The sequence below is a fragment of the Streptomyces sp. MMG1533 genome (assembly GCF_001279775.1).
GTDB lineage: Bacteria > Actinomycetota > Actinomycetes > Streptomycetales > Streptomycetaceae > Streptomyces.
The window spans coordinates 36,082-62,710 of record NZ_LGDG01000189.1 but is presented as its reverse complement, the minus strand read 5'-3'; the positions used below and the strand labels follow the sequence as shown (position 1 = coordinate 62,710).

The window sequence follows — 26,629 nt, the reverse complement described above, 5'->3', positions numbered from 1 at the left end:
GTGGATCAACTCGGACAAACGGACCGGGTGTTCCACCGATCACCACGATGAACGAGGTACGGACTTCATGAACGACCACATCCACTCCGACGGCTCGGGCGAGGAGCACGACCACGGGGCGCTCGGCGACGTCGAGTACGCGGAGTTCATGGAGCTCGCCGCGGAAGAGGGCTTCGACGTCGAGGACGTCGAGGGGGCGATCGAGGCGGCCGGTCACGGGCCGCTGCCCGTTCTCGCCGTCGTCGGCCGGCCGAACGTCGGCAAGTCGACTCTGGTGAACCGCATCATCGGCCGCCGCGAGGCCGTCGTCGAGGACAAGCCCGGTGTCACCCGCGACCGCGTCACCTACGAGGCGGAGTGGGCGGGCCGCCGCTTCAAGCTCGTCGACACCGGCGGCTGGGAGCAGGACGTCCTCGGCATCGACGCCTCGGTGGCCGCACAGGCCGAATACGCGATCGAGGCGGCCGACGCGGTCGTGTTCGTCGTGGACGCCAAGGTCGGCGCGACCGACACCGACGAGGCGGTCGTACGCCTGCTGCGCAAGGCCGGCAAGCCCGTCGTGCTGGCCGCCAACAAGGTCGACGGCCAGAGCGGCGAGGCCGACGCGGCCTACCTGTGGTCCCTGGGCCTCGGCGAGCCGCACCCCATCTCCGCGCTGCACGGCCGCGGCACCGGCGACATGCTGGACGCCGTCCTGGAGGCCCTGCCGGAGGCGCCCGAGCAGACCTTCGGCACCGCTGTCGGCGGCCCGCGCCGCATCGCGCTCATCGGCCGCCCGAACGTCGGCAAGTCCTCGCTGCTGAACAAGGTGGCGAACGAGGAGCGCGTCGTCGTCAACGAAGTCGCGGGCACCACCCGCGACCCGGTCGACGAGTTGATCGAACTCGGCGGCGTCACCTGGAAGTTCGTCGACACGGCGGGCATCCGCAAGCGCGTCCACCTCCAGCAGGGCGCCGACTACTACGCCTCGCTGCGCACCGCGGCCGCCGTCGAGAAGGCCGAGGTGGCGGTCATCCTGATCGACGCCTCCGAGTCCATCTCGGTCCAGGACCAGCGCATCGTCACCATGGCCGTGGACGCGGGCCGCGCGCTCGTCATCGCCTACAACAAGTGGGACACCCTCGACGAGGAGCGCCGCTACTACCTGGAGCGTGAGATCGAGACCGAGTTCGCGCAGGTCGCCTGGGCGCCCCGGGTGAACGTCTCGGCGCGCACCGGACGCCACATGGAGAAGCTGGTCCCGGCGATCGAGACGGCACTGGCCGGCTGGGAGACCCGCGTCCCCACGGGCCGCCTGAACGCCTTCCTCGGCGAACTGGTCGCCGCCCACCCGCACCCCGTCCGGGGCGGCAAGCAGCCGCGCATCCTGTTCGGCACCCAGGCCGGCACCAAGCCCCCGCGTTTCGTGCTCTTCGCCTCCGGCTTCATCGAGGCGGGCTACCGGCGCTTCATCGAGCGCCGTCTGCGCGAGGAGTTCGGTTTCGAGGGGACGCCGATCCACATCTCGGTGCGGGTGCGCGAGAAGCGCGGCAAGAAGAAGTGACGCACGCATGAAGGAAGGGCGGCCCCGTCGGGGCCGCCCTTCCTTCATGGCTCAGATGCCTCTGCGGGGCCCGGGCGGCAGCGCCGCCGGAACGTGGTGCATCCCGGTGCTGTGCTGCTGCCCGATCTGCCCCACGCGCTGCCACTGCGACTGCTGGCGGGCGCTGTAGGCCCCCGCGCTGTAGGCGCTGTACGAGTTGCTGAACGAGCCCGTGGCGTGCGGGATGTTCCCGAAGGCGGTGAAGCCCAGCTCGTCCTCGCCGCTGCGGTCACCCGGCAGCGAACGGAACGACTTGACGTACTCGGCGTAGAGCGCGTCGTAGATCGGCGTGGCCGAGTGGCCGCCCGGAGGATCCTGAGCCACTCGCGCAGACGGGAGCGACGGGAACTGGCGGCGGGGAACATCGTAGTTGTGCACGTATGTCCAAACGACCCCGCACTTGAAGAGATGCGGTTGTGTTGCCGGCCTTCAGGGGCGCGGGGCTGCATCGATGTCCGGCGCCGCCTGTGGGCGCGACAAGCCACGGATCACCCGCAGCGCCGATGAATGCGCAGCCCCCTCCCGCTGGGCGCGATCACGTCCCCGCAAGCGGCATCGCGGCCGCAACCAACTTCCCGTTCGCCGCAGCCTTGTCCAGCGCGTCCCGCAGCAGATCCTCCCGAGGCTGCCGCCCGATGGACCCCACCGGCGCCGCGAACATCAGCACCTGCTGGTGCTTGTTCGCCGCGGCCCGCCAGCTCTCGGTCACCTGCAACGGCTGATGCGCCTGCCACCACGCCACCGGCTGCCCGCCGTTCACCGAAGGCTGAAGCACCGCGTGCAGCTGCCCCACGGCCAACAGCACCGACCACCCGTGCAGCACGGGCGGCGCGGACTCGATCGCCGTCAGCGGCATGAATCCCTGCTCGATGAGCAGCGGCAGGAAGTCGTCGCCGGCCCCCGTCGCACCGGGCCGCACGATCGGCGCGGTCGGCTCGACCACCAGCGCCGGGTGCAACTCCCCGGCGATCAGAACGAGTCCGCTCGTCACGCCGAGCACGGCCTGCTCGGGTGCGATCTTGTCCGGCTCCAGTTCGGGGGTGCCGCCGGTGATGGACTTCACCGCTCCCTGGAGCTGCTCCTCGGTGACCTGGACGACCTGGGAGGGCAGGCAGCCGGCGTGGGCGAAGGCGAGGACGGCGGTCTCGTCGCCGATGAACAGGACGGTGCTGGTGCGCTCCTGTCGGGAGTCGCCCTGGGTGCGACAGGACGTGCAGTCGTAACTGCCGGGCGCGTTCTCTCCGGCGAGCAGCCGGTCGGCTTCTTCGTCGCCGATCTCGGCGCGTACCTCGTCGCTGACGTCGAGCATGCGCGGCACGGGTGGCTCCCTCGGGATGTGGTGCATGGCGGGTCCGGGTGGCTCCCGGCCCGTGAACCGGGCGGGTCCCGGGCTCATGAAGAAGACAACGGGCGATCTGTGGCGGGAGTCACGCTCCACGGCGAACGGAATCGAACCATCCACCGCGCAGGGTCACCTGTGGTACGGAATCCGGCACTCACCGTCAATTCCTTGGAAAGCCAAGGAAGTTGGATCGGTGAAGTGGGTCACAGACCGCCGAGGTGGCTGGTCGACAAATCAGGAAATCAGGTAATGAAGTGGGTGGCCGAAAGTCGCCGATACCTGGGGTAACGGCGAACTGGCCTGGAATGACGAGGAGTTGGTTGATGCCGGCCGGTCACCCTCTCTACATTCCTCCGCCGTGTGCATCGAGCACCGCTCGGGTTCGTCCGCCGGCCGTACCAAGCCAGGTCACAGCACAGCCTCCGGCGGACGGGGCGGAGCACGACGACGGCGTACGACACGCCGGCGTCGCGCCCCGCCTTGGGGGACCCCGGGTCCGTCGAGAGGGACCTACATGTCCGAATGTGCCGATACCACTCGCGGCAACGTTCGCAAGACCCGTACGAAGGCGGTTCTCGCCGGGGCGGCACTGCTCGCCCCGCTCGGGCTGCTGGCCGCGACCGGCAACGCCGCGGCGGCCGACGGCGGGGTGTGGGACCGCATCGCCCAGTGCGAGAGCGGCGGCAACTGGCACATCAACACCGGAAACGGCTACTACGGAGGACTCCAGTTCTCCGCCTCCACCTGGCGCGCGTACGGCGGCACGGCCTACGCCCCGACCGCCGACCAGGCCACCAGGTCCCAGCAGATCGCCGTCGCCACCAAGGTCCAGCGGGCCCAGGGGTGGGGCGCGTGGCCGACCTGTTCGACGCGGGCCGGAGCATCCGGGAGCGCACCCGCGGCCGCGGCCGGATCCACCTCGGGATCGACATCGGGATCCACCTCGGGGTCGACATCGGGGTCGACATCGGGGTCGGCCACCACCAAGTCGGCTCCGTCGAAGGCGCCGGAGCGCTCGACGCAGAACACGTCCCGCGGCTCGTCCCGCGGTGACTACACCGTCCGCGCGGGCGACACGCTGAGCGCCGTCGCGGCCCGGCACGGAACCACCTGGCAGCGGCTCTACGCCGCCAACAAGGCCGTCGTCGGCGAGGATCCCGACGTGATCGTGCCCGGGCAGCGCCTCGATCTCTGAGCCGCTCCCCCTCCCCGGGTACGGGGTCCCGCCCGGTCCGCCGACCGGGTGGGGCCCCTGCGCGCATCGGACGCGCCGCAACGGGCGTACGGCACGTGCTGCCTAGCGTGGGCCGATGCACCCGAAGCCGATCAGGCCGGCCCTGGCCACGGTCCTGTTCTCCGTCCTTGCCGCCGCCCTTGCTTCCGCCCTTGCTTCCGGCGCCGCGCACGCGGCACCGCCGCCACCGGCTCCCGGACCGTCCTCGAAGCACGTGCTCTACGACTGCGCCGAGGACCAGTGGCCCTGGGGCTGCATTGCCGAGTGCGAGAGCAGCGGGCGCTGGAACGTCAACACCGGGAACGGCTTCTACGGGGGACTGCAGTTCTGGCAGCCCACCTGGGAGGAGTTCGGCGGGCTGAAGTACGCCCCGCGCGCGGATCTCGCCACTCGGCAGGAGCAGATCGCCGTCGCCCAGGAGGTGGTGGCCGCGCAGGGCTGGGAGGCCTGGCCGGTCTGCTCCAAGAGGTACGGGCTCAAGGGCCGTATGCACACCGTGAAACCCGGCGACACGCTCTCGGCGCTCGCCCGCAAGTACGGTGTCAAGGGCGGCTGGCAGGCGCTGTACGAGGCCAACAAGGACATGATCGGCCAGGATCCGGCCCGGCTGAGCGTGGGCACGCTGCTGGTCATCCCGAAGGGCTCGGCCCGCTCCTCGGCCGTGTTCGGGCCGCCGCTTCCCCCCTCCGGAGCTCGCCCGCCTCTCCGCTGAACAGCACCGCCCCGCGGCGCAGTTCGTAGACCACCGCCGCCCGGCCGTGCAGTACGGGCGGCAGCCGCTGCTCGGCGACGACCACGCACGCGTCGAGCGAGGCCAGCAAGGTGTACGTGCGGGCCGCGACCGTGGGTGACATGCCCTGCGAGGGTTCGTCGACGAGCACCACGCGCGCGCGTGCCAGCAGGGCACGGGAGAGGGCGAGCATGCGCTGCTCGCCGCCGGAGAGGGTGCCGGCGCGGCGCGCGAGCAGGGGCGCGAGCTGCGGATAGGCGTCCAGGGCGACGTCGTACGCCGTCGCGGCGAGTTCGAGGTTCTCGCGCACGGTGAGGGAGCCGAACACCGCCTGCCGCTCGGGGACCAGGCAGAGGCCGCGGCGGGCCCGCTCGAACGCCGGTACGCGGGTCACGTCGGTGCCCTCCCAGAGCACCGCCCCTCCGGACAGCGGCACGGTTCCGGCCAAGGCGCGCAGGACGGTCGTCCGGCCGGAGCCGTTGCGGCCCAGCAGGACGGTGAGGCCGGGGCCCGGGGCGGCGAGGGTGACGCCGTGCAGGGCTTCCAGGGGGCCGTAACGCACGCGCGCGTGGCGCAGCTCCAGGGCCACGGTCATGCGGGGGCCTCCTGGGCGCCGAGGGCGTCGAGGACGCGGGTGGGCGGACCCGAGGCGACGATGCGGCCCGCCGTCATCACGTGCACGACGTCGGCGAGGTCGGCGACCAGATCCAGGTCGTGCTCGACGACGAGCAGGGCGGTGCCGTCGGCGGCGAGAGCCTTCAGGACCTTGGTGAGCGCGGCGACTTCGGAGGTGTCCAGGCCGGCGGCGGGCTCGTCGAGCAGCAGCACGCGCGGGCTGCCCGCCAGGGCCCTGGCCAGTTCGACGCGGCGCAGGGTGCCGGTCGGCAGGCCGGCGGCGGGCAGCGCGCGGACCGGCCCGTCGAGCCCGAGCAGCCTGAGCGCCCGCTCCACGGCGCCGGGATCGGTGACGCGTCCCTGTTCCGCGCCCACCCGAACGTTCGCGGCCACGGTCAGCGACGGGAAAACCGCCAGTTGCTGGAAGGTGCGGGCGATGCCGAGCCGTGTGCGCGCGTGAGCGGCCAGCCGTGTGACGTCCCGCCCGCCGAGCAGTACCTGCCCGTGGGAGGGGCGGTGTGTCCCGGCGAGGCAGTGGAAGAGCGTGCTCTTCCCGGCGCCGTTGGGTCCCACGACGGCGGTGATCCGCCCGTGGGGGACGTCGAGGTCGACGCCGTCGAGGGCGGTGAAGCCGTCGTAGCGGGCGTGGAGGTGGTGGGCGCTGAGGAGGGGAGAGGGCGGGGGAGCGGTGCGGGTGAGCGAGCGAGTCGACGGGGCCACGGGTCGGGGTCGGGTCGCGGTCGAACCCGACGTGATCCTGGGCCGATCCCCGCGGACCTGCGTCGGCCGCAGCCGCTCGCGCATCCGCGCCCCCAACGGCGTCAACACCGCCCCCCGCCGCAACCGCAGCCGTCCCGCCGCCGTCCGCAGCGCCTCGTACGGCCCGCCGGGGAAGCGCCCGACCAGCACCGCCAGCACCCCGATCAGCGCCGCCGCCACCCCGCCCCGGGCGCCCGCGTCCAGGCCCACCAGCAACGCCGCCGCGGCCAGGGCGCCCAGAGTGCTGTCGGCGCCCAGCACGACGACCGCGGCGAACCAGAGCAGGCCGCGGACGGGGTCGTAGGCGCCGGGGTCGAAGGCGCGCAGGCCCATGCCGAGCAGGCCGCCGCCCAGGGCCGCCAGAGCGGCGCCCGCGACGAAGGCGAGGAGCTTCAGGGACGGAACCCGGACGCCCGCCGCCGAGGCGCCCGCCTCGTGGTCACGCATGGCCGCGAGGGCACGGCCCGTCCGGCCCCTGCGCAGGGCGTGCGTCGCCAGCAGTGCGGCCGCCAGCAGGAACAGTTCCAGGACGTAGTACGCGCGGTCGCCGTCGAAACCGGCCGGGCGGCCCAGCGACAGCCCGGAGACGGCGTACGGCTGGGCGAAGACGAAGCGGCTCACCCCGACGCCCACCGCGAAGGTCGCGAGCGCGAGGGCCAGGCCTCGGCGACTGATCGCCGGCCAGCCCGTCAACAGGCCCAAGGGAGCCACCAGAACGACCGCCACGGCCAGCGCGGCCAGTTCGGGGAGTCGGGGCAGCCCCGGGAAGCGTCCGGCCGCCAGCAGGGCCGTGAAGAGCGCACCCAGGCCCGCGTACGCCGCCTGCCCCAGGGAGATCTGGCCGCCGCGGCCCGTCACCACCACCAGGGACAGCAGCACGACGCCCAGCGCCGGCACCTGGACCGCCGTATGCAGGTCCGAGCCCGCGAAGCCGAGGGGCAGCAGGAACAGCACGGCGGCCACGATCCAGGCGCCCGGCGGCGTCGGCACGCGCGCGGTGGCCGTGCGCGGCAACGCGTCGCGCGTGCCGATGCGGGGGAGCGCCAGCGCCGCGACCAGCAGGGCCACGACGAAGAGGTTGGCGCCGACCGCCTGGAGCAGCGGCTCGGCCCAGCCCGACGGGTGCAGTCTCGTCAGCTGGCTCTGCGCCACCCCGATGCCCAGCGCCACCACCACGGCCACCGGCAGACTGCGCATCCGCGCGGCCACCGCGACCGCCACCACCTCCATGACCAGCAGCGGCAGACCGTAAGGGTCCAGGCGCACGTACGGCGCCAGCAGCACCCCCGTCAGACCCGCCGTGAACGAGCCGAACGCCCAGCCCGCCGCGGCCACCCGGTCGGCGTCGATCCCGCCGAGCACGGCGAGCTGCCGGTCGTCCACCACGGCCCGCAGCTCCCGCCCGAAGCGCGTCCAGCGGATCACCGTACCGACCCCCACGGCCAGTACGAGAACCACCGCCAGCTGCCCCCACGGGTCCGCCGACACCAGCTCCGGAGCGTCGTCCCGAGCGCCCTGTCCCCACACCAGGGCGGCCCCGCCCACCAGCAGTACGAACACGCCGATGGACGCGACCAGGGTCTGTGCCGGGTCACTCCCCAGCACCGACAACGGCCGGAAGACGAAACGTTCCAACACCATGCCCAGGCCGGGCGCCAGTACCAGCAGCGTGACCGCCGCCCCCGCCCACAGGGGCCAGCCCCACTCGACCACGCACTGCCGCAGCACATACGCGCACACCATCGCGATCGCGCCGTGCGCGAAGTTGAGCACGCCGGTCGCGCGGTACGTGACGATCAGGCCGATCCCGGTGAGGGCGGCGGCCCCGCCGACCGACAGACCGGCGAGCGTGAGGTCGTACGTCAGGGAGGACATCAGTCGGTTTCTTCGGCGGGCTCGCAGATGGGGCAGGGGCCCAGTTCGCCGCTCGCCACCAGCTTGGAGTCCACCGGCACGGCCTCCACCTTCCCCGAGACCAGCGGGCAGTCCGCGCGGTGCCACAGCGTGCCGCCGGGCACCATCAGGAGGTCCCCGCTGACCGCCAGGGGCGCGGACGCGGACTGCCCGGGTGCCGCCCCTGCGTCGGCGGGCTCGGCGGCCACCAGGAGGCCGTACAGCTCCTCCACGCGGGCGGCGGCCAGTGCGTTGCGGCCGTGGGTGAGGAGGACCGCCCCCGCGATGATCAGCGAGGCTCCGGGGGCCGTGCAGGAGGCGAGGTAGGGCAGCTGGCGTTCGGCGAAACGCTCGCCCGAGACGCCGTACCAGCCGATGACACACAGCACCGCGCCCGCGGCGAGCGCGGCCCAGCCGGCCCACAGGACGGGGTGCACGGTCCGCAGTCGGGCTGTCCGCATCTCTGGCTCCCACACGTCATGTGTCCGGCTGCCTGTTCAAGTCCGCCGATGGCTTGCACTATGCCTCCTGCAAGCTGACCCTGAAAGCACCGGGCGCCCATGGCCCGGACCGACACCCGGTGGTGAGCCAGATGGTTCTCGGGAGCGACCTCAGGCGGGGGAACGGACGGCGGACACGCGGCTCCAGGGGTACGGCGCTGGCGGCCACCCTGGTCCTTCTCCTCGCCCCGGCCCTCGCAGCCTGCAGTGACGACAGCGGCGGCGGGAGTGACAGCACTCCCCCCACCCCCTCGGTCGAGCAGACGGAGCAGACGACGAGCGCACCGGCGGCGACCGCGCCCGCCGACCCCGTCGCGGCGGAGAAGGAGATCAAGGAGAACTGGCAGAAGTTCTTCGACCCGAAGACCGCCCTCAAGGACAAGCAGGCCGTCCTGGAGAACGGCGACAAGATGTCCGCGGTTCTCGCGGGCTTCAGCGGCGACGCGCGCGGGGGGCAGGTGGAGGCCGAGGTCACCAAGGTCGCGTTCACCTCGCCGACCGCGGCGGACGTGACGTACACGCTGACCCTGAAGGGTGCCACGGCGCTGCCGGACGCCTCCGGGACCGCGGTCGAGGAGGACGGCACCTGGAAGGTGTCGGTCAACACCCTGTGCGCGCTGGTCCAGCTGAGCGGCAATGCTTCGCAGTCGCCGGCCGCGGGCTGCTGAGGCCGTCGCGGCCGTGCTGCTGCTCGCGCTGGGCACGGCCTGCGGCAGCCGCCTCCCGGAGAGCGACTTCGAGCACGGCGACCGGACGTCGGCGCCCGCGCAGAGGGACGGCGCCCCTCTCCGCGTCGGCATCATCACCAGCGCCACCAGCCCGGTCGGCGGCAACGCCTTCACCGGCCCCCGCGACGGCGCCAAGGCGTACTTCGACCGCCTCAACGCGCGCGGGGGCATCGACGGCCGCCCGGTCGAGGTGCGGCTGTGCGACGACGGCGGCAGCGGCGTCGGCAACAACACCTGTGTGCACAAGCTGATCGACGAGGACGAGGTCGTCGCCCTGGTCGCCACCACCGCCCTCGACTACGCGGGCGCCTCCCGCGTCGCACACGCGCGCGTGCCCGACATCGGGGGCCAGCCCATCGGCGCCGCCTACGACACCTGGCCGCACCTGTACGGCATCTACGGCAGCCTCGCGCCCCGCAACGGCTCGACCGGCTGGGACGGCAAGCAGTACGGCGGCACGGAGGTCTACCGCTACTTCAAGCGCGAGCACGGCGCCCGTACGGCCGCCGTCGTCTCCTACAACCAGGCCGCGTCCGCCGCCTACGCCTCGCTGGTCGAGCGAGGGCTGAAGGCCGAGGGCTACAAGGTGGTCACCGAGCAGGTCGACTTCGCGCTGCCCAACTTCCGTGCCGTGGCGGCCGACTTGAAGGAGCAGGGTGCCGACCTCGTGTTCGACGCCATCGACAGTCACGGCAACGCCCGGCTGTGCGAGGCGATGGACGAGGCAGGCGTCGAGGTCACCGCAAAGGTCACGAACGTGCAGAACTGGACGTCCACCGTCCCCGACGACTACAAGGACGCTCCGCGCTGCCGCAACGCCCTGTGGGCGACCGCGTCCAGCCGCAACCACGAGGACACCGGCCATGAGGCGGTGCGGGAGTTCCGGGACGCCACCAAGGGGTTGAAGACGCACTCCCAGTGGCAGTTGGAGGGCTGGGCGGCCGCGATGTGGTTCACGGACGCGGCACGGTCCTGCCCGGAAACCGGCGTCACGCGCGCGTGCGTGGACGCCTTCATGAACCGCAGCGAGGCGTACACCGCGGACGGGTTGCTCGTCCCGGTCGTGTTCGCGCGGCACGCCGAACCGCCGAAGACCCGCAGGACCTGTCTGTCGGTGGCCCGCTGGGAGGACGGCCGGGGATGGGTCTCCCAAGGGGACATGAACAGCACCTGCTTCGACGTACCACAGCTGTCGTATCGGCCCTGACGGCAAGGGCACACGGTCGTTCAGGCAACCAGACGGCGCTGTCGGCGGTCTAACCGGGCAGCACAGATCCAAGGGAGGATCCCCGTCGCATGACGATGCCCGCTCCGCGGGTCGCACCGCTGCGCGCCGACTGCGTCGCCGACTCCGCGGGCGGACTGACGTTCGACGTCGCCGCGAGCGGGGCGACCGACGTGGCGCACCTGGTGCTGCGCCGGCGCGACGGGGACGAGGAGGTCGGTCTCCCGCTCAGCCCGGCCGCGGACGGCCGGCTGCGGGCCGCCCTGCCCAGCACCGTCGCCCTCCCCGAGGGCCGCTGGGACGCCTACGCCTGCGTGTCCGGGCGGGAGCCGCAGCGCCTCGCCCCCGGCGCAACCGACCTGCGCTCGCTCGCCGCCCGCACCCCCAGCGGCTCCCGCGGCCACGTCGCCGTCCGTATCCCCTACGCCACCCGGCAGGGCAACCTCACGGTCCGCAGCTGGCTGCGCGCCCCGCACGCCGAGGCGGGCGAACTGCGCCTCGGCGGCGCCGGGTTGACCGTGCGGGGGCGGGTGTACGGCACGGGCTTCGCCCCGGACGCGTACGCCGAACTGCGCGGCCGGCACGGCCCGGACCCCGCCCGGCGCACCGAAGTGGCCGTCGACCGGACGGAGTTCGGTTTCTCCGTGGCGTACGCGCTTCTGGAGCCCGGCATCTGGGACCTGTGGCTCAGGCCCGGCGGGGAGGCCGGGCCGCGGGTACGGATCGCCCGGCTGCTCGACGACGTAGCCGACAAGAAGCCCGTGTTCACCTATCCACGCGCGCGCGTGCAGACACCGGACGGGCCGGTGGAGGCGGGACCGTACTACACACGGGACAACGACCTGTCGGTGTCCGTGACCCGAACCAGCGCCTGAAGCCCATTGCGGACAGTGGCTGTCCGCGATCGCTGGCAGACTCGGCCCCATGTTGGAGACCTCGGCACGTCTGCTGCGCCTGCTCTCGCTCCTGCAGGCCCACCGCGAATGGTCCGGCGCCGACCTGGCCGACCGTCTCGGCGTCACCCCGCGCACGGTCCGCCGGGACGTGGACCGGCTGCGCGAGCTGGGCTACCCCGTCAACGCCAGCCCCGGCACCGGCGGCGGCTACCAGCTGGGCGCGGGCGCCGAGCTGCCGCCGTTGCTCCTGGACGACGACGAGGCCGTGGCGGTGGCCGTGGGGCTGCGCACGGCCGCCGGACAGGGCATCGACGGCATCGGCGAGACCTCGGTGCGGGCCCTCGCCAAGCTGGAGCAGGTCCTGCCGGGCCCGCTGCGCCGCCGGGTGAGCGCCCTGAACGCCTTCACCGTGCCGATGCTGCGCGGCCCGCTGCCCTCGTCCGTCGACCCCGGGGTCCTCACCGAGCTCGCCAACCTCTGCCGGGACACCGAGCGGCTGCGCTTCGAGTACCGCGACCGCCCCCACTCTCGAACAACCTCGAGCGGGGGGACCCCCATCGGCGCCCCCACCCGCCGCAGCGTCGAACCGCACCGCCTGGTGTGCAGCGAGCGCCGCTGGTACCTGGTCGCCTGGGACCTCGACCGCGACGACTGGCGTACGTTCCGCGTCGACCGCATCACGCCCAAGCCGCCGCACGGCCCGCGCTTCGAGCCGCGCAGGCCGCCTGCCGACGACCTCGCCGCGTACGTCTCCAAGGGCGTCTCCACGCGCGCGTACGCCTCACACGCGGTCATCCGGCTGCTCGTGCCCCTGGAGGAGGCCGCGGAGCGCATCTCACCCTCCGCCGGCACTCTGGAAGCCTCCGGCAAGGACAGCTGCATCCTGCGCACCGGAGCCGCGAGCCTCGACGTGATGGTGATCCACGTGATGATGCTGGGCTTCGAGTTCGAGGTACTGGAACCGGCCGAGCTGACCGAGGCGATCAGGACGGCTCGCGACCGGCTTGCTCGCTCTTTGGCTCGGGCTGGGGAATCTGGGCCGCGTACTCGGGATGGTGCAGATCGAACGCCGGGGACTCGGAGCGGACCCGGGGCAGCGTGTTGAAGTTGTGCCGGGGCGGCGGGCAGGAGGTCGCCCACTCCAGGGAGCGGCCGAAGCCCCAGGGATCGTCGACGTCGACCTTCTTGCCGTACTTGGCGGTCTTCCAGACGTTGTAGAGGAACGGCAGCGTGGAGATGCCGAGCAGGAACGCGCCGATCGTCGAGAGGGTGTTGAGCGCGGTGAATCCGTCGGCGGCGAGATAGTCGGCATACCGGCGGGGCATGCCCTCCGCGCCCAGCCAGTGCTGCACCAGGAACGTGGTGTGGAAGCCCACGAACAGCGTCCAGAACTGGATCTTGCCGAGCCTCTCGTCGAGCATCTTGCCGGTGAACTTCGGCCACCAGAAGTAGAAGCCGGCGAAGGTCGCGAAGACGACCGTGCCGAAGACGACGTAGTGGAAGTGCGCGACCACGAAGTACGAGTCCGTGACGTGGAAGTCCATAGGCGGCGACGCCAGGATCACCCCGGTCAGGCCGCCGAACAGGAACGACACCAGGAAGCCGGTCGCCCACAGCATCGGCGTCTCGAAGGACAGCGAGCCCTTGAGCATGGTGCCGGTCCAGTTGAAGAACTTCACGCCGGTCGGCACCGCGATCAGGAAGCTCATGAGCGAGAAGTACGGCAGCAACACCGCGCCAGTGGCGAACATGTGGTGCGCCCACACCACCATCGACAGACCGGTGATCGACATCGTGGCCGCGACCAGCGTCAGATAGCCGAACATCGGTTTGCGGCTGAAGACCGGGATGATCTCCGTGATGATGCCGAAGAACGGCAGCGCGATGATGTACACCTCGGGATGCCCGAAGAACCAGAACAGGTGCTGCCACAGGAGCGCACCGCCGTTGGCCGCGTCGAAGACCTGCGAGCCGAAACGCCGGTCCGCCTCCAGGACCAGCAGGGCCGCCGCGAGCACCGGGAACGCCATCAGGATCAGGATCGACGTGAAGAGCGTGTTCCAGACGAAGATCGGCATCCGGAACATCGTCATGCCCGGGGCGCGCATCCCGATGATCGTGGTGACGAAGTTGACCGCGCCGAGGATCGTGCCGAAACCGGCCAGGGCAAGGCCCATGATCCACAGGTCGGCGCCGATGCCGGGGGAGCGCACGGAGCCGTTGAGCGGCGCGTAGGCGAACCAGCCGAACGCGGGCGGACCGGACGGCACGAGCAGCGAGCCGAGCACGATCAGGCCGCCGAAGAGGAACAGCCAGTACGACAGCATGTTCAGCCGCGGAAACGCGACGTCGGGCGCGCCGATCTGCAACGGCATCAGCTCGTTGGCGAAGCCCGCGAAGCTCGGGGTCGCGAACAGCAGCAGCATGATCGTGCCGTGCATCGTGAAGAGCTGGTTGAACTGCTGGTTGTCCACGATCTGCAGACCGGGCCGGGCGAGTTCGGCGCGCATCAGCAGCGCCATCACACCGGCGATCAGAAAGAACGCGAACGACGTGATCAGGTAGAGATGGCCGATCTTCTTGTGGTCGGTGGTGGTCAGCCAGTCGACGACCAGCCGGCCGTGCGGCTCGGTCCGCACGGGTCGTGGCGTCGCCTGCACGGTCTGCGTCCCCATCGCTCGCTCGCCCCTTCGCTCGCCCTGCCCCGGGCCCGCTGAAGCCCGCGCCACGCGGACCCGCGAGCTCACGCCATGATGCTCGCGCCGTCACGTGCTCCGACAGGGGGCATGCGGGGGTTATGTGCCGGAACCGTGTATTTCCTATGTGGTGTCGGCACTCGCGGGCCCCCGCGGAATCGGGGCGGGGAAAGGGGTCGGGAACGGTACTCCCGGAACTTTCCGCCGGTCTTTTCTTGCAGCCCTTGCGACACGCGGGAATTGCGTTCGATTACCTGCGGAAGGGCTAGAAAACCGCTCGTACGTGTGACGGCCCGGTGCGGCAGCGGCTATGTCGCGACGGGCGATACGGGTGTCGTGATTCTGTGACAGAAGCGTGACAGGAGAGGGACGTGTGACGCTGGGTGCGGGTCCCGGACTTCCCCGGCCGTCGGACAGGGCCTAGCGTGGCCGTATGGCACCCATTCCGACTCCTCCCGCTGAACCCCAGGACAGCCCGGACGCCTATGTCGGCCTGGACGCCGACGGGGCCGAACGGCTCGCGCGTGAGCGGGGGTGGTCGACGGTGCGCTCGCTGCCGCCGGGGGCGATCATCACCATGGAGTACCGCGTGGGTCGGCTCAACTTCGAGGTGAAGGACGGGCGGGTGGCCCGGGCCTGGAAGGGCTGAACGGGCTGGAAGGGCTGAATCAACGACGACGGCGACGGCCCCGGCTCCTCGGAAGGAGCCGGGGCCGTCGCCGTGCGGGCTGGGATGGTCCGTGCGGGGTGGGACGGTGCGTACCGGCCCCGCACCGCGTCGGGTCAGCCGCCTGTCAGGGGACGGGCCGTCGAGGTCGTACCACGCACGATGCGGTCCGTCTGGGGCGGCCGGCGGCTGCCGACCGGGGTGACCGGTGTGCGTTCCGAGCGGGCCGTGTGCGGGCCCGGTGCCAGGTAGACGGGCGCGCGGGGCGCCGCGGCGCGGGCCGCGGTCTCGTTCTGGGAGGCCGGGCGAGGCTTGAGCCGCACGGGGGTCTCGACGGGCGACAGGGGCGCCGGTGCCGTCATGCCGTCGCGGGCGCGCCAGCGGTCGCGCAGGTCGAAGATCCCGACCTCGGCACGGGCGATCAGCGGCTCGAACCACGGCAGCGCCAGCAGGACCAGCAGGCCTGCGACCCAGCCGAGGAGCACGTCGCTCAGCCAGTGCGTACCGAGGTAGACCGTGGCCATGCCGACGCCGAGCGAGGTCACCGCGGACACGGCGGACAGCCAGCGGCGGGCCCTCGGGGTGGAGGCCAGATAAGCCAGGATTCCCCAGGTCACCACGGCATTGGCGGTGTGGCCGCTGGGAAATATATCGCCGCCCAGGCCCATCTCGTTCGAGCCGATCGCGGTCGCGTAGTGCGGCCCGAGTCTGCCCATGCCGATCTTGGCGGCGCCGACCGTGATGTTCAGCAGCAGCAGCGAGGCGCCCAGGGTCAGCAGCGGGCGCAGCGTGTGCTGCCGCCAGGAACGCCAGCCCAGCCAGGCCGCGACCATCACCGCGGTCGGGCCGCGCTGGCCGAGCACCACGTAGTAGTCGACGAACCAGTGGATCCCGGCCCACTGCTGGTAGGGGCGGAAGAACATGACCTGCCAGTCGAGACGGACCAGCCAGGAGGTGATCACGACGAGCCACACGATCGCCAGGTAGAAGGCCAGGGTTCCGGCGAGCAGCGCGACCCGGTGACGGCTCATCTTCGGCACGTCGATGTGGGCCGGCCGCTCCGGCTCCCGGTCCAGCCTCGCGAACACCCGGTCCAGACGGGTGAGGTTTAGTTCGGTACGCACTCAATCGACGTTACAGCGAGTGAGCTCTGTTCCCGGGCGATTCCACGGCTTTGTGATGACGATGTGATGTGGGATTCCTCTCAGAGGGAGGTTTATTTCCAACGATTCCGTAATGTCGGCAGCCGGTGTCCTTCAATTCCTTTGATCGTTCTGGGGTTGCGGTTTTATCCCGCTTATGAATTCGTTCACCGAATCATGGGGTGGAATTATCCGGGCGCTCATCACGGCCCGGAGCCGATCACGGCGGACCGGAGCCGTTCAGCCAGAACGCCCCGTACAGGGCCGACACCACGGCGACCGTGCCGAGCACCAGGGCTGACCTGGGCGCACGCAGCCGGGCCGACGCCAGGGCGAGCGGCAGCAGCAGGGGGAAGGCCGGCATCAGCAGGCGGGGTTTCGAGCCGAAGTAGCTCGACGCGCACAGGGCGAGGGCGGTGACGACACCCGCGTACACCAGGAGCGGGAGCGGTTGGCGCTGCCGCACACAGACGACGTACAGCCAGACGACCAGTCCGACCCCGACGATCAGTCCCACGCCCGCCAGGGCCGACGGAAACGACGTGAACTTGTCGGCGACGAAGCGGGCGAAGGCCTGGCCGCCGTCGAAGCCGTTGCGCCAGCCGGCCTGGACGTCGAGGTAGCCGAGCGGGCCCTTGCCGGTGTGATGGCCGACCCACAGGACGTAGCCGGCGGCGCCGAGGGGGGCGAGGAGCATGCCGAGGGCGCGGCGGGCGCCGGGAGCGCGTTCTTCGGCGGGTGCGCCGTCCGGTCGCGCCGGGCTTCGGTCCCGCACGAACGAGGCAATGGCCGCCGCCCACACCGCCGCGACGACGGCGAGGCCCACCGGGCGGGTCAGGCCCGCCAGCAGGGCCAGGGTGCCGGCCGTCACCCAGCGGCCGGTCACGACCGCGTACAGCGACCAGGCGGCCAGGGCCGTGAACAGTGACTCGCTGTACGCCATCGACTGCACGACCCCGACGGGGAGGACGGCCCACAGCAGCACCGCGCAGACGCCCGCCCGGCGGCCGTGGACGTGATCGGTCACCGCGAAGATCCCCCAGGCCGCCGCAACCGAGGCGAGCAGGGCGACGACGAAGCCCGCGTCGGCGTACGACAGCGGGGTCGCCGCGGCGAGCAGCCGTTCCAGCCACGGCAGCAGCGGGAAGAACGCGAGGTTCGAGTGCACGTCGCCGTTCGGCAGGCGCACCTCGTAGCCGTACCCCAGCTCGGCGACCCTCGTGTACCAGAGGGCGTCCCAGCGGGCCGTCAGCAGCGTGTACGCGCTCTTGTCGCGCGCCGCGCTCCACAGGGCCAGCGCGAGCAGCCCCAGGCCGCGTACGGCCGCGTACCCGAGGAGGGCCGGGGCCGCCCGGCGCAGGCTCGGGGTGCCGGGCGGAGCCGCGCGCGTTCCAAGATCGGTCACGGGCTCGATTATCGACGGCGCACGGAACCGGGCGGCCGGCCGGGGCGTGGTCGCAGGCAGGGAAAGTGGTGTACGCCACACGCTTTCCGTGCAACCTCTGAGAGGTCCGCCACTTGGTACCGGCGCGGACTCGCGTACGCTGACGTGTCACTCGCCATCGTTGCGCGGGCCGGAGACCACCGCTCCTCTCCGGCCGAGTCACGGGGAGCCCCCACCCCGTGAGCCCGCCGAATGCGAGGGAACATCTGGGAGGTACGTACATGTCCGGGACGACCACGGCCGCCGCTGTGCTGCGCCGTCGGGCGGCCGGGGCCGGTGCCAACCGCTGGGTCGTCCTCGTCGTCCTCTGTGCCAGCCTGCTCCTGGTCGCCCTCGACGCGACCGTGCTGCACGTGGCGGTCCCCGCCGTCACCGAGGACCTCAAGCCCGGCGCGATAGAGCTGCTCTGGATCGTCGACGTCTACCCGCTCGTCTGCGCCTCGCTGCTGATCCTCTTCGGCACGCTCGGCGACCGTGTCGGCCGCAGGCGGGTTCTGTTGCTGGGATACGGACTTTTCGGCGTCGCCTCGGCCATGGCCGCCCTCGCCGACACCGCGCAGGTGCTGATCGTGGCGCGGGCGCTGCTCGGCGTCGGCGGCGCGATGATCATGCCCGCGACGCTGTCGATCCTCCGCCAGGTCTTCCCGGACCGGCAGGAGCGGGCGCTCGCCATCGGCATCTGGAGTGCGGTGGCGGCGGTCGGCGCGGCGGTCGGTCCGCTGCTCGGCGGCTTCCTCCTGGAGCACTTCTGGTGGGGCTCCGTGTTCCTCGTCAACATCCCGTTGATGCTGGTCAGTCTGCCGATCGGGCGGTTGCTGCTGCCCGAGTCGAAGGGCGACGGGCGCGGGCCCTGGGACGTGGTCGGCGCGCTGACGGCCGCGGCCGGACTGTTCTGCCTGGTGCTGGGTGTGAAGCGGCTCGGGGGCGGGGAGCTGGGCCCGTTCACGGTGGTGCCGCTGGTGGTGGGAGCCGGACTGATCGTTCTTTTCGTACGGCGTCAGCGGCGCCGGGCGCATCCGCTGGTGGACCTGCGGATGTTCGCGCGGCCCGCGTTCAGCACGTCGGTGGGCTGCATCGTGCTGGCGATGCTCGCGCTGGTCGGCCTCGAGCTGATCGCGGCGCAGTATCTGCAGCTGGTGCTGGGGCTGTCCCCGCTGGAGACGGGTCTACGGCTGCTGCCGCTGACCATCGCCGCCATGGCGGCGGGGCTGGCGGGTGCCCGGATGCTACGGCGGTTCGGGCCGCGGCGGATGGTGAGCTGCGGTTTCTGTCTGACGGCGGTGGCTGTTGTGCTGCTGACGGCGATGGGCGGCGAGGACAACACGGGCCTGATGCTGTTCGGGTTCGTGCTGCTGGGCTTCGGCCTGGAGACGACGCTGTTCGGGGCGTACGAGTCGATGCTGAGCGAGGCTCCGCCGGAGCAGGCGGGTGGGGCGGCGGCGATCGGGGAGACCTCGTACCAGCTGGGTGCCGGCATAGGTATCGCGCTGCTCGGCAGTGTGATGAACGCGGCGTACGCGCCCGGGGTGTCGTCCGTGCCGGGTGTTCCGGCGTCGGCTTCGGCGTCGGCGGGGCATTCGCTGGGCGAGGCGTACGAGGTGGCCGGGCGGCTCGGGGGGTCGGCCGGGGTGGCCCTGCGTCGGACGGCTCGCGACTGTTTCGTGCACGGGCTGCATGTGACGTTGCTGGTGAGTGCGGGGTTGTTGCTGCTGGGGGCGGTGATGGCATTGAGGTTGCCGCGGGTGATGCAGTGCGGGGAGGTCGAGGCCGGGGCTGTGGAGGTACCTGCGCCTCGGGAGGTCGCGGAGTCCCGCGTCTCCGCCTGACGCAGGACGTCTCCCACCCACGCACCGCCCGTGACTGCCGGTCGAGAGGTGAGCTCTCCGGTGGGGGTGGACCGCCGTCGGCGGCTGTGGGTCTCCGGTCGGTACGGCGGGCCGGCGCCGTCGTCGCGGGCGGTGTGTGGGTGGGAGAGCGCCTGGACGTGCGGGACAGTGCGTCGTAACGTCAGCCTCGGAATCGTAACTAGCGGTGCTAGTTTTGAGAGGACGTGCTCATGGCTTCGTTCGACCCCGCCGACCCCCTCGGTATCGACGACCTGCTGGAGCCGGAGGACCTCGCCGTCAGGGAAACCGTGCGGGCGTGGGCCGGTGACCGGGTGTTGCCGTATGTCGCCGAGTGGTACGAGAGCGGGGAGTTGCCCGGGATCCGGGAGCTCGCCCGGGAACTCGGCGGAATCGGGGCGCTCGGAATGTCGCTCGAGGGGTACGGGTGTGCCGGTGCGAGCGCCGTGCAGTACGGGCTGGCCTGTCTGGAGCTGGAGGCCGCCGATTCCGGGATCCGGTCGCTGGTGTCGGTGCAGGGGTCCCTTGCCATGTATGCCATTCATCGGTTCGGGAGCGAAGAGCAGAAGCAGAGCTGGCTCCCGCGCATGGCCGCCGGTGACGTCATCGGGTGCTTCGGGCTGACCGAGCCGGACCACGGGTCCGACCCCGCCTCCATGCGGACGTACGCCAAGCGCGACGGTGGCGACTGGGTGCTCAACGGCCGGAAGATGTGGATCACCAACGGGTCCGTCGCCGGGGTGGCCGTGGTGTGGGCGCAGACCGAGGACGGAATCCGGGGGTTCGTCGTCCCGACCGGCAGTCCCGGGTTCTCCGCCCCGGAGATCAAGCACAAGTGGTCGCTGCGCGCCTCCGTCACCAGCGAGCTCGTGCTCGACGACGTACGGCTGCCCGCCGATGCCGTGCTGCCGGAGGTGGCAGGGCTCAAGGGTCCGCTCAGCTGTCTGTCCCACGCCCGTTACGGCATCGTCTGGGGGGCCATGGGCGCGGCCCGCACCTGCTTCGAGGCCGCGGTCGACTACGCGAAGACGCGGGAGCAGTTCGGGCGGCCGATCGGCGGGTTCCAGCTGACCCAGGCCAAGCTCGCCGACATGGCGGTCGAGCTGCACAAGGGGATTCTGCTCGCCCATCACCTCGGGCGGCGCATGGACGCCGGCCGCCTGCGTCCCGAGCAGGTCAGCTTCGGCAAGCTCAACAACGTCCGCGAGGCCATCGACATCTGCCGTACGGCCCGGACCATCCTCGGTGCCAACGGGATCTCGCTCGAATACCCCGTGATGCGGCACGCGACGAACCTCGAGTCGGTGCTCACCTACGAGGGCACCGTCGAGATGCACCAGCTCGTGCTGGGCAAGGCGCTCACCGGGCTCGACGCCTTCCGCTGATTCCCCCGAGCAGCGGCAGGGCCGGTGAGCGGCCCTGCCTCAGCTCTGGTTGAAGAAGCCGTCCGTGCGGTGCGCGGCCGGGTCGCCGTTCACGATCTCCGTGTTGGAGGGGGTCAGCAGGAACACCCGGGTGGACACGCGCTCGATCGAACCGCGCAGGCCGAAGATCAGCCCGGCCGCGAAGTCGACGACGCGCTTGGCGTCGGCGGCCTCCATGGCCGTGAGGTTCATGATGACCGGGACGCCTTCGCGGAACAGTTCGCCGATGGCACGGGCGTCCCGGAAGCTGTCCGGGGTGACCGTGCCGATCCGGCGGCCCTTCTCCTCGGCGACGTCGGACGCCACCTTTACTCGCGGGTCCGTGACCCAGGCATCCCCGGGCTGCTCGGTCCCTTCGGAGTAGTCGTCGTCGTAGTAACGCTCGTCATCGTTGTCGTCGACGAGGCCAAGCCAGGCACTTGCCTTGCGTACCGATCCCATGGACGCCTCCTCTCACAGCGGTCTTTCTTGCTTTCCGCATCCCTATGGTCATCCATGATGCGGACGTCGCGCCAAGTGGATAGACGCCGCGCGGGGGGTTTGTGACGGTACTGGTGCACAGCGAATCCGTCGAGAGTCCAAGTGTCCCAAGGGTCGTTTCGCAAACGGCTGCTGACTGTGAGTGAAATATGATTCTTCACGGCGTATGGGTGATGGGGGGTGCGTACGGGTGAACGCGGCGGTCGGTACGATGCCGCAGCTCACCGCAGTTCAACGCCACACGCACCACGGGGGATCATCGTGTTCGGAATCGTCAGGCCCTGCCGTCACCGGCTCGGAGAGAGTCTCAAAACCCAGTGGATGGCGCATTTGTGCGGGCTGTGCCTCGCGCTGCGCAAGGACCACGGGCAGTTCGCCAGGGTCGTGACGAACTACGACGGCTTGCTGATATCGGTTCTGACGGAGGCTCAGGCCGAGAAGGGCGATGGCGGGCGGCGTACGGCGGGACCCTGTCCGCTGCGCGGGATGCGTAGCGCTTCCGTCGCGCACGGTGAGGGGGCACGGCTCGCGGCCGCCGTCTCCCTGGTGCTCGCCTCGGCCAAGGTGCGCGACCATGTCGCCGACGGGGACGGGCTGCTGGCCCGCAAGCCGGTGGCGCTCGCGGCGCGCCGGGTTGCCGCGAGTTGGGGCCGGGCCGGGGAGCAGACCGGCTCGGACGTCGGGTTCGACACCGCCCTGCTCGTGGACGCCGTGGACCGGCAGGTCGGCATCGAGGCGCTCGCCGGGCCGGGAACGCCCCTTCTCACGGTCACCGAACCGACCGAGACCGCCACCGCCGCCGCCTTCGCCCACACCGCGGTCCTGGCCGGACGGCCGGGCAACGCCGAACCGCTCGCCGAGGCCGGGCGCCTCTTCGGGCGGCTCGCACATCTCCTGGACGCCGTGGAGGACAGGGAAGCTGACGCCGCGTCGGGTGCCTGGAACCCGCTCACCGCGACCGGGACACCCCTCACGGAGGCCCGGCGGCTCGCCGACGACGCCGTGCACGGGATACGGCTCGCGCTGCGGGAGGCCGACCTCACCGACCCGAAGCTGGCACACCGGCTGCTCGTGCACGAGCTTCGCACCTCCGTTGACCGGGCCTTCGGCACCGCCTCCTGCGCGCACGGGCCCGCGCCGTCGGGAGCGATGCCGTCCGGACCGTACGCCCCGCCCGGCGGTCCGGGAGCCCCGCTGCCCCCGGAGCCGCCCCACCGCGACCGGCGCGGGCTGCTCGCCGGGTGCGCGGTGTGGATGGGGCTCGCCTGCACCTGCCAGATGTGCTGCGGGGAGTTCGACGACCCGTGGAGCCGGCAGCGCCGGGAAGGGCTGTGCGCCAACGCCGACTGCAGCGGATGCGGTGACTGTTGCAACTGCTGCGACTGCTGCGGGAACTGCTGCGGGAACTGCTGCGGCGACGGCTGCGACTGCGATGGCTGCGACGGGTGCGACTGCGGCTGCAGTTGCTGAGCCGCTCGGTCAGTCCTTGAGCTCAGGCGGTGAGATCTCCGACTTGGTGATCGCCGAGCCCGTCGTGCCCCACTTCTTGAGGATCTTTTCGTACGTCCCGTCCGCGATGAGCCTGTTCACCGCGGCCTGGAAGGCGGGGGCGAGCTTCGTGCCCTTCTTGAAGGCGAAGCCGACGTCCAGGCGGTGGAACTCGTTGAGGAACTTCACCCCCTCCTGGTGGGCGACCGCGTAGCGCAGGCCGTTGATCGTGGACATCACGATGTCGCTGCGGCCCTGCTGTAGCGAGGACCAGATCGCGCCCTGCTCGTTGTAGGTCTGCACCTTGTACGCCTTCTTGCCGCCGTCGGTGCACAGGTGCTTGTTGTCCTCCAGCGAGGCCTCGAAAGTGGTGCCCGCGCCGGTCGCGATGTTCAGACCGCACAGCTGTTTCAGGTCGGTGACCTTGGACAGCTTGCTGTCCTTGCGGGTGGCGAAGCCCTGGCCGTCGTTGATGTAGGTGACGAAGTCGATGGTCTTGCGGCGCTCGTCGGTCACGCCGAAGTTGCCGACGCCGAGGTCGTACTTGCCGCTGTCGAGGGCCGGCAGGATCGCCTCGAAGCCCGCCTGCTCGGTCCTGAGTCTGATGCCGAGGACCTTGGCGACGGCGTTCGCGAAGTCGACGTCCTGGCCGGCCGGCGTTTTCCCGTCGTCCAGGATCGACGTGCCGGGCGGCTGGCCGGAGACGCTGACGGCGATCGTGAGGCTCCGGGCACCTGAGGGCAGCAGCTCGGCGGCCGCCTCGTCCTTCTTGACGGCGGAGACGACGTCCGTGGTCGGGATCTTGTCGGACTGGGCTGAGGTGCTGACGGTGTCGTCCGCGCCCGAGCCGCACGCGGTGAGGAGCAGGGTCGCTGCGGTGATCAGGATGAAGGGGGTGAATAGGTTGTTTCGGGCACGCGTGGGCGTACGCATGGTGTGGCGGTCTCCTGGGAGCGGGAAGCGCAGGGGGAGGGGAAGGCGCGCGTGTGAAGGCGAAAGGGGGAGAACGCGAAAGCGCCCCGCTGGATCAACAGCTCAGGGCGCGCAGTGGGTCAGCTCAACAGGAAGAGGACCACACTCGACCGAAGTCGATGTGGGAGCGCTTGACCAGCCACTGCTGTGGATGCATGGGCCAAGTGGAACAGGCATCCGGTTGGGCGTCAACCGACTTGAGACGTACGGCTCACTGTCCGGACAGCCTTGACAGTGAGGGGAAACGCACCCGTAGTCTCGAAGGGCGGCCCTGCTGAGGGGCTCGGCCGCAAGCGTGTGAAGGCACCCGCCCGAGTTCTGCCGACTCGATGCCACGGAGCCTTCGCATGTCCTCCGACACCCTCGCCAAAGCCCCCGCCGCACCGGACGTCCCGGAGCACGCGGACTCCCTGCGGATCGTCCCGCAGCGCCGGTTCGGCCAGTGGACGGCCGCCGTCGCCGTACTGGTGCTGCTGGCGCTCGCCGTCAACTCCGTTCTGCGCAACAAGGCGTTCCAGTGGGACGTCGTCGCCGACCACTTCACCTCGGACGCGGTGCTGCGCGGCCTGTGGCTCACCCTGTGGCTGACCGTGGTCGTGATGGTGCTCGGCTTCGCGCTGGGCACGCTGCTCGCCGCGTTCCGGCTGTCGGCCAACCCCGTTCTCAGAAGCATCAGTTGGGGATACGTCTGGCTGTTCCGGTCGATCCCGATCCTGGTTCAGCTGCTGCTGTGGTTCAACATCGGGGCGCTGTACCCGCAGATCCTCGGTGTGAAGACGGTCGACCTGCTGGGCCCGGTCACCGTCGCGATCATCGGCCTCACCCTGCACGAGGCCGCGTACGCCGCCGAGGTCGTCCGCGGCGGCATCCTCTCCGTGGACCGCGGGCAGATCGAGGCCGCACAGGCGCTCGGTCTGAGCCGGTGGCGCCGCCGGCGGCGGATCGTGCTCCCGCAGGCGATGCGCTCCATCGTGCCGCCCGCCGGGAACATGCTGATCGGCACCCTCAAGGGCACCTCCATCGTCAGCGTCATCGCCGTGCAGGACCTGCTCTACTCGGTGCAGCTCGTCTACCACCGCACCTACCAGGTCATCCCGCTGCTGATGGTGGCCACGGTCTGGTACACCGTCGTCACCTCGGTGCTCAGCGTCGGCCAGTACTACGTGGAGAGGCACTACGAGCGGGGTTCGGGCTCGGGGAGCACCCGATGAGGCCCTCGCTCGTGATCGTCGGCGCCGGGCCGCGGGGGACCGGTCTGATCGAGCGGATCGCCGCCAACGCGCCCGAGCTGTACGCCGGTCCGGGGCTCGACATCCACCTGGTCGACCCGCATCCGCCGGGCGCCGGACGCATCTGGCGCCCGGCCCAGTCGCCGCTGCTGTGGATGAACTCGCACGCCGAGGACGTCACCATGTTCACCGACGGGACGGTCGACATGGCCGGGCCGGTGCGGCCCGGGCCCACGCTGCACGAGTGGGCCGGCATCGACGGCCGCACCTTCGCGGACCGGCGGCTGCAGGGCGCGTATCTGAGCTGGGTGCACGAGCGGGCGGTGGCCGCGCTGCCGCCGGGCGTCGTCGTCCACCACCATCCACGCCGTGCCCTGCGGGTCGGCGGGCCGTCCGAGGGGCGCCAGCAGGTGTGGCTGGAGGGCCGGGCCCGGCCGCTCCTCGCCGACCTCGTCGTGCTCGCACTCGGTCACCTCGACGCCGAACCGGACGACGAGCAAGGCGAGTTGACGGCGTACGCCCGCGAGCACGGCCTCGTCCACCTCCCGCCGGACTTCACCGCCGACAGCGACCTGTCCCCGCTCGCGCCCGGCGAACCCGTCCTCGTCCGCGGCTTCGGGCTCGCCTTCGTCGACCTGATGGTGCTGCTCACCGAGGGCCGGGGCGGGCGGTACGTCGGGGACACGTACGTGCCCTCGGGCAAGGAGCCGGTGCTGTACGTCGGTTCGCGGCGCGGAGTGCCGTACCACTCGAAGATCGGTTACGCCTGGACCGGCGAACGGCCGCCGCTGCCCAGGTTCTTCGGGCCCGCCGAAGTGGACGGGCTGCTCGCCCGGCCGGGGGGCTTCGACTTCCGGCGGGACGTGTGGCCGTTGGTGGAGAAGGAGCTGGGCTTCGCGCACTACCACCGGCTGTTCACGGTCCACCCCGAGCGGACCGCCGTGGGCTGGAGCGTCTTCGAGGAGAAGTACGCGGCCGTCGACGACCCGGCCGGACGGGCGGCTCTCGTAGCCGCCGCCGTGCCCGATCCCGCCGACCGGCTCGACCTCGCCGCGCTCGACCGCCCGCTGGAGGGGGTGCGGTACGGGTCGTACGAAGAGCTCCAGAAGGGGGTGCGCAGTTATGTCGAGGCTGACCTGAGCCGCCGTCATGATCCTTCGCACAGCCACGACTTGGCGGTTTTCCTCGGACTGCTGTCGGTCTACGGCCAGTTGATCCGGCTCGGGGGCATCGGGCCCTGGTGGCACGGGTTCTTCAGCTATCTGGCCTCCGGGCCGCCCGGACCCCGGCTGCGGCAGCTGCTCGCCCTGTCCCGCGCTGGTGTGGTGCGGTTCCTCGGCGCCGGCATGACTGTCACCGCCGAGGGCGGGGTGTTCCGGGCGTCGAGCGCCACCGTGCCGGACTCCGTCGTCGAGGCCCGGGCGCTGGTCGAGGCGCGGCTGCCCGAGCCGACCCTCGCGCGGGCCCGCGACCCGCTGCTGCGTCAGCTGCACGCCGACGGGGTGGCCGAGACGCCGGACGGGCTGCTCCGGGTGGACCCGGCCGACGGGCGGATCCTCGACCGGACCGGCCGCCCGCATCCCCGGCGCTTCGCCCTCGGTCCGCACACCGACGGCCGTACCCCCGGCGCGTTCACCCGGCCGCGTACCGGCGGGCCCGCGTTCCGGCAGAACGACGCGACGGCCCGGGCCGCGCTGGCGTTCCTGACCGCGCTCTGGGGACGTGCGGCCGCATGAGAC

22 protein-coding genes and 1 pseudogene are annotated in these 26,629 nt (G+C 71.3%); 13 read left to right on the top strand and 10 right to left on the bottom strand.

Annotation, left to right across the window (positions count from 1 at the left end; genetic code table 11):
- Window positions 1–67 precede the first annotated feature (67 nt).
- Window positions 68–1,543: a ribosome biogenesis GTPase Der gene (gene der, locus ADK57_RS19090; protein ID WP_053750684.1), complete on the top strand. Its 1,476-nt coding sequence runs from the start codon at window positions 68–70 to the stop codon at window positions 1,541–1,543.
- A gap of 51 nt (window positions 1,544–1,594) precedes the next feature.
- On the opposite strand, the gene ADK57_RS19085 is transcribed toward der, so the two are convergent.
- Both ADK57_RS19085 and ADK57_RS19080 read right to left on the bottom strand, forming a co-directional pair.
- The gene (locus ADK57_RS19085) at window positions 1,595–1,960 is read right to left on the bottom strand and encodes a hypothetical protein (protein ID WP_053750683.1); all 366 of its coding nucleotides are present in this window, start codon (window positions 1,958–1,960) and stop codon (window positions 1,595–1,597) included.
- 157 nt (window positions 1,961–2,117) lie between these two features.
- Window positions 2,118–2,900: a hypothetical protein gene (locus ADK57_RS19080; RefSeq protein ID WP_053750682.1), complete on the bottom strand. Its 783-nt coding sequence runs from the start codon at window positions 2,898–2,900 to the stop codon at window positions 2,118–2,120.
- Between the two features lie 538 nt (window positions 2,901–3,438).
- Between ADK57_RS19080 and ADK57_RS19075 the strand changes: the two genes are divergently transcribed.
- Both ADK57_RS19075 and ADK57_RS19070 read left to right on the top strand, forming a co-directional pair.
- Window positions 3,439–4,119: a transglycosylase family protein gene (locus tag ADK57_RS19075; protein ID WP_053750681.1), complete on the top strand. Its 681-nt coding sequence runs from the start codon at window positions 3,439–3,441 to the stop codon at window positions 4,117–4,119.
- Between the two features lie 115 nt (window positions 4,120–4,234).
- The gene (locus ADK57_RS19070; protein ID WP_053750680.1) at window positions 4,235–4,870 is read left to right on the top strand and encodes a transglycosylase family protein; all 636 of its coding nucleotides are present in this window, start codon (window positions 4,235–4,237) and stop codon (window positions 4,868–4,870) included.
- Here ADK57_RS19070 and ADK57_RS19065 read toward each other — a convergent pair.
- From ADK57_RS19065 to ADK57_RS19055, 3 genes are read right to left on the bottom strand one after another with little or no spacing between them, the layout of a single operon-like run.
- Window positions 4,788–5,483 (bottom strand): ATP-binding cassette domain-containing protein, encoded by a 696-nt coding sequence (locus ADK57_RS19065; protein ID WP_053750679.1) that lies wholly within the window; start codon window positions 5,481–5,483, stop codon window positions 4,788–4,790. The two genes, ADK57_RS19070 and ADK57_RS19065, sit on opposite strands and share 83 nt — an antisense overlap.
- A complete protein-coding gene (locus ADK57_RS19060; RefSeq protein WP_053750678.1) occupies window positions 5,480–8,137 on the bottom strand; it encodes an ABC transporter permease subunit in 2,658 nt (885 codons plus the stop codon). The genes ADK57_RS19065 and ADK57_RS19060 overlap by 4 nt, the downstream gene beginning before the upstream one ends.
- Window positions 8,137–8,616 (bottom strand): hypothetical protein, encoded by a 480-nt coding sequence (locus ADK57_RS19055; protein WP_053750677.1) that lies wholly within the window; start codon window positions 8,614–8,616, stop codon window positions 8,137–8,139. The genes ADK57_RS19060 and ADK57_RS19055 overlap by 1 nt, the downstream gene beginning before the upstream one ends.
- 131 nt (window positions 8,617–8,747) lie before the next feature.
- Here ADK57_RS19055 and ADK57_RS19050 point away from each other — a divergent pair, with 131 nt between their 5' ends.
- From ADK57_RS19050 to ADK57_RS47600, 4 genes are all read left to right on the top strand, one after another.
- Window positions 8,748–9,323 carry a hypothetical protein gene (locus ADK57_RS19050; RefSeq protein ID WP_053750676.1) on the top strand — a complete coding sequence of 192 codons (576 nt, stop codon included), beginning with the start codon at window positions 8,748–8,750 and terminating at the stop codon, window positions 9,321–9,323.
- Window positions 9,292–10,590: an ABC transporter substrate-binding protein gene (locus ADK57_RS19045; RefSeq protein ID WP_053750675.1), complete on the top strand. Its 1,299-nt coding sequence runs from the start codon at window positions 9,292–9,294 to the stop codon at window positions 10,588–10,590. The genes ADK57_RS19050 and ADK57_RS19045 overlap by 32 nt, the downstream gene beginning before the upstream one ends.
- Before the next feature lie 89 nt (window positions 10,591–10,679).
- Entirely contained in the window at window positions 10,680–11,483 is an 804-nt protein-coding gene (locus tag ADK57_RS19040) for a hypothetical protein (protein ID WP_053750674.1), read from the top strand.
- A 49-nt stretch (window positions 11,484–11,532) separates the two neighbouring features.
- Window positions 11,533–12,609 (top strand): helix-turn-helix transcriptional regulator, encoded by a 1,077-nt coding sequence (locus ADK57_RS47600; protein WP_078973208.1) that lies wholly within the window; start codon window positions 11,533–11,535, stop codon window positions 12,607–12,609.
- Between the two features lie 40 nt (window positions 12,610–12,649).
- On the opposite strand, the pseudogene ctaD reads toward ADK57_RS47600, so the two are convergent.
- A pseudogene (gene ctaD / locus ADK57_RS19030) lies at window positions 12,650–14,179 on the bottom strand (cytochrome c oxidase subunit I); the annotation flags it as partial.
- Between the two features lie 454 nt (window positions 14,180–14,633).
- Between ctaD and ADK57_RS19025 the strand changes: the two are divergent.
- Window positions 14,634–14,849, top strand: coding sequence for an I78 family peptidase inhibitor (locus ADK57_RS19025; protein ID WP_053750671.1), 216 nt, complete (start codon window positions 14,634–14,636; stop codon window positions 14,847–14,849).
- Between the two features lie 134 nt (window positions 14,850–14,983).
- Here the strand turns inward: ADK57_RS19025 and ADK57_RS19020 are convergent, their stop codons facing one another.
- A complete protein-coding gene (locus ADK57_RS19020) occupies window positions 14,984–15,991 on the bottom strand; it encodes a phosphatase PAP2 family protein (protein WP_053750670.1) in 1,008 nt (335 codons plus the stop codon).
- 238 nt (window positions 15,992–16,229) lie between these two features.
- The gene (locus tag ADK57_RS19015) at window positions 16,230–17,414 is read right to left on the bottom strand and encodes a mannosyltransferase family protein (protein ID WP_053750669.1); all 1,185 of its coding nucleotides are present in this window, start codon (window positions 17,412–17,414) and stop codon (window positions 16,230–16,232) included.
- 260 nt (window positions 17,415–17,674) lie between these two features.
- Between ADK57_RS19015 and ADK57_RS19010 the strand changes: the two genes are divergently transcribed.
- Window positions 17,675–19,279: an MFS transporter gene (locus tag ADK57_RS19010; RefSeq protein WP_053750668.1), complete on the top strand. Its 1,605-nt coding sequence runs from the start codon at window positions 17,675–17,677 to the stop codon at window positions 19,277–19,279.
- A gap of 230 nt (window positions 19,280–19,509) precedes the next feature.
- The gene (locus ADK57_RS19005; RefSeq protein ID WP_053750667.1) at window positions 19,510–20,682 is read left to right on the top strand and encodes an acyl-CoA dehydrogenase family protein; all 1,173 of its coding nucleotides are present in this window, start codon (window positions 19,510–19,512) and stop codon (window positions 20,680–20,682) included.
- A gap of 39 nt (window positions 20,683–20,721) precedes the next feature.
- Here the strand turns inward: ADK57_RS19005 and ADK57_RS19000 are convergent, their stop codons facing one another.
- Window positions 20,722–21,162 carry a cell division protein SepF gene (locus ADK57_RS19000; RefSeq protein ID WP_053750666.1) on the bottom strand — a complete coding sequence of 147 codons (441 nt, stop codon included), beginning with the start codon at window positions 21,160–21,162 and terminating at the stop codon, window positions 20,722–20,724.
- Between the two features lie 300 nt (window positions 21,163–21,462).
- Between ADK57_RS19000 and ADK57_RS18995 the strand changes: the two genes are divergently transcribed.
- On the top strand, window positions 21,463–22,671 hold the full coding sequence (locus ADK57_RS18995) for a DUF5685 family protein (RefSeq protein WP_199830619.1): 1,209 nt from the start codon (window positions 21,463–21,465) through the stop codon (window positions 22,669–22,671).
- Between the two features lie 9 nt (window positions 22,672–22,680).
- On the opposite strand, the gene ADK57_RS18990 is transcribed toward ADK57_RS18995, so the two are convergent.
- On the bottom strand, window positions 22,681–23,622 hold the full coding sequence (locus ADK57_RS18990; protein ID WP_053750664.1) for an ABC transporter substrate-binding protein: 942 nt from the start codon (window positions 23,620–23,622) through the stop codon (window positions 22,681–22,683).
- A 386-nt stretch (window positions 23,623–24,008) separates the two neighbouring features.
- On the opposite strand from ADK57_RS18990, the gene ADK57_RS18985 reads away from it, so the two are divergent.
- On the top strand, window positions 24,009–24,872 hold the full coding sequence (locus ADK57_RS18985) for an amino acid ABC transporter permease (RefSeq protein WP_053750663.1): 864 nt from the start codon (window positions 24,009–24,011) through the stop codon (window positions 24,870–24,872).
- Window positions 24,869–26,626: an FAD/NAD(P)-binding protein gene (locus tag ADK57_RS18980; protein ID WP_053750662.1), complete on the top strand. Its 1,758-nt coding sequence runs from the start codon at window positions 24,869–24,871 to the stop codon at window positions 26,624–26,626. The genes ADK57_RS18985 and ADK57_RS18980 overlap by 4 nt, the downstream gene beginning before the upstream one ends.
- Window positions 26,627–26,629: the final 3 nt, after the last annotated feature.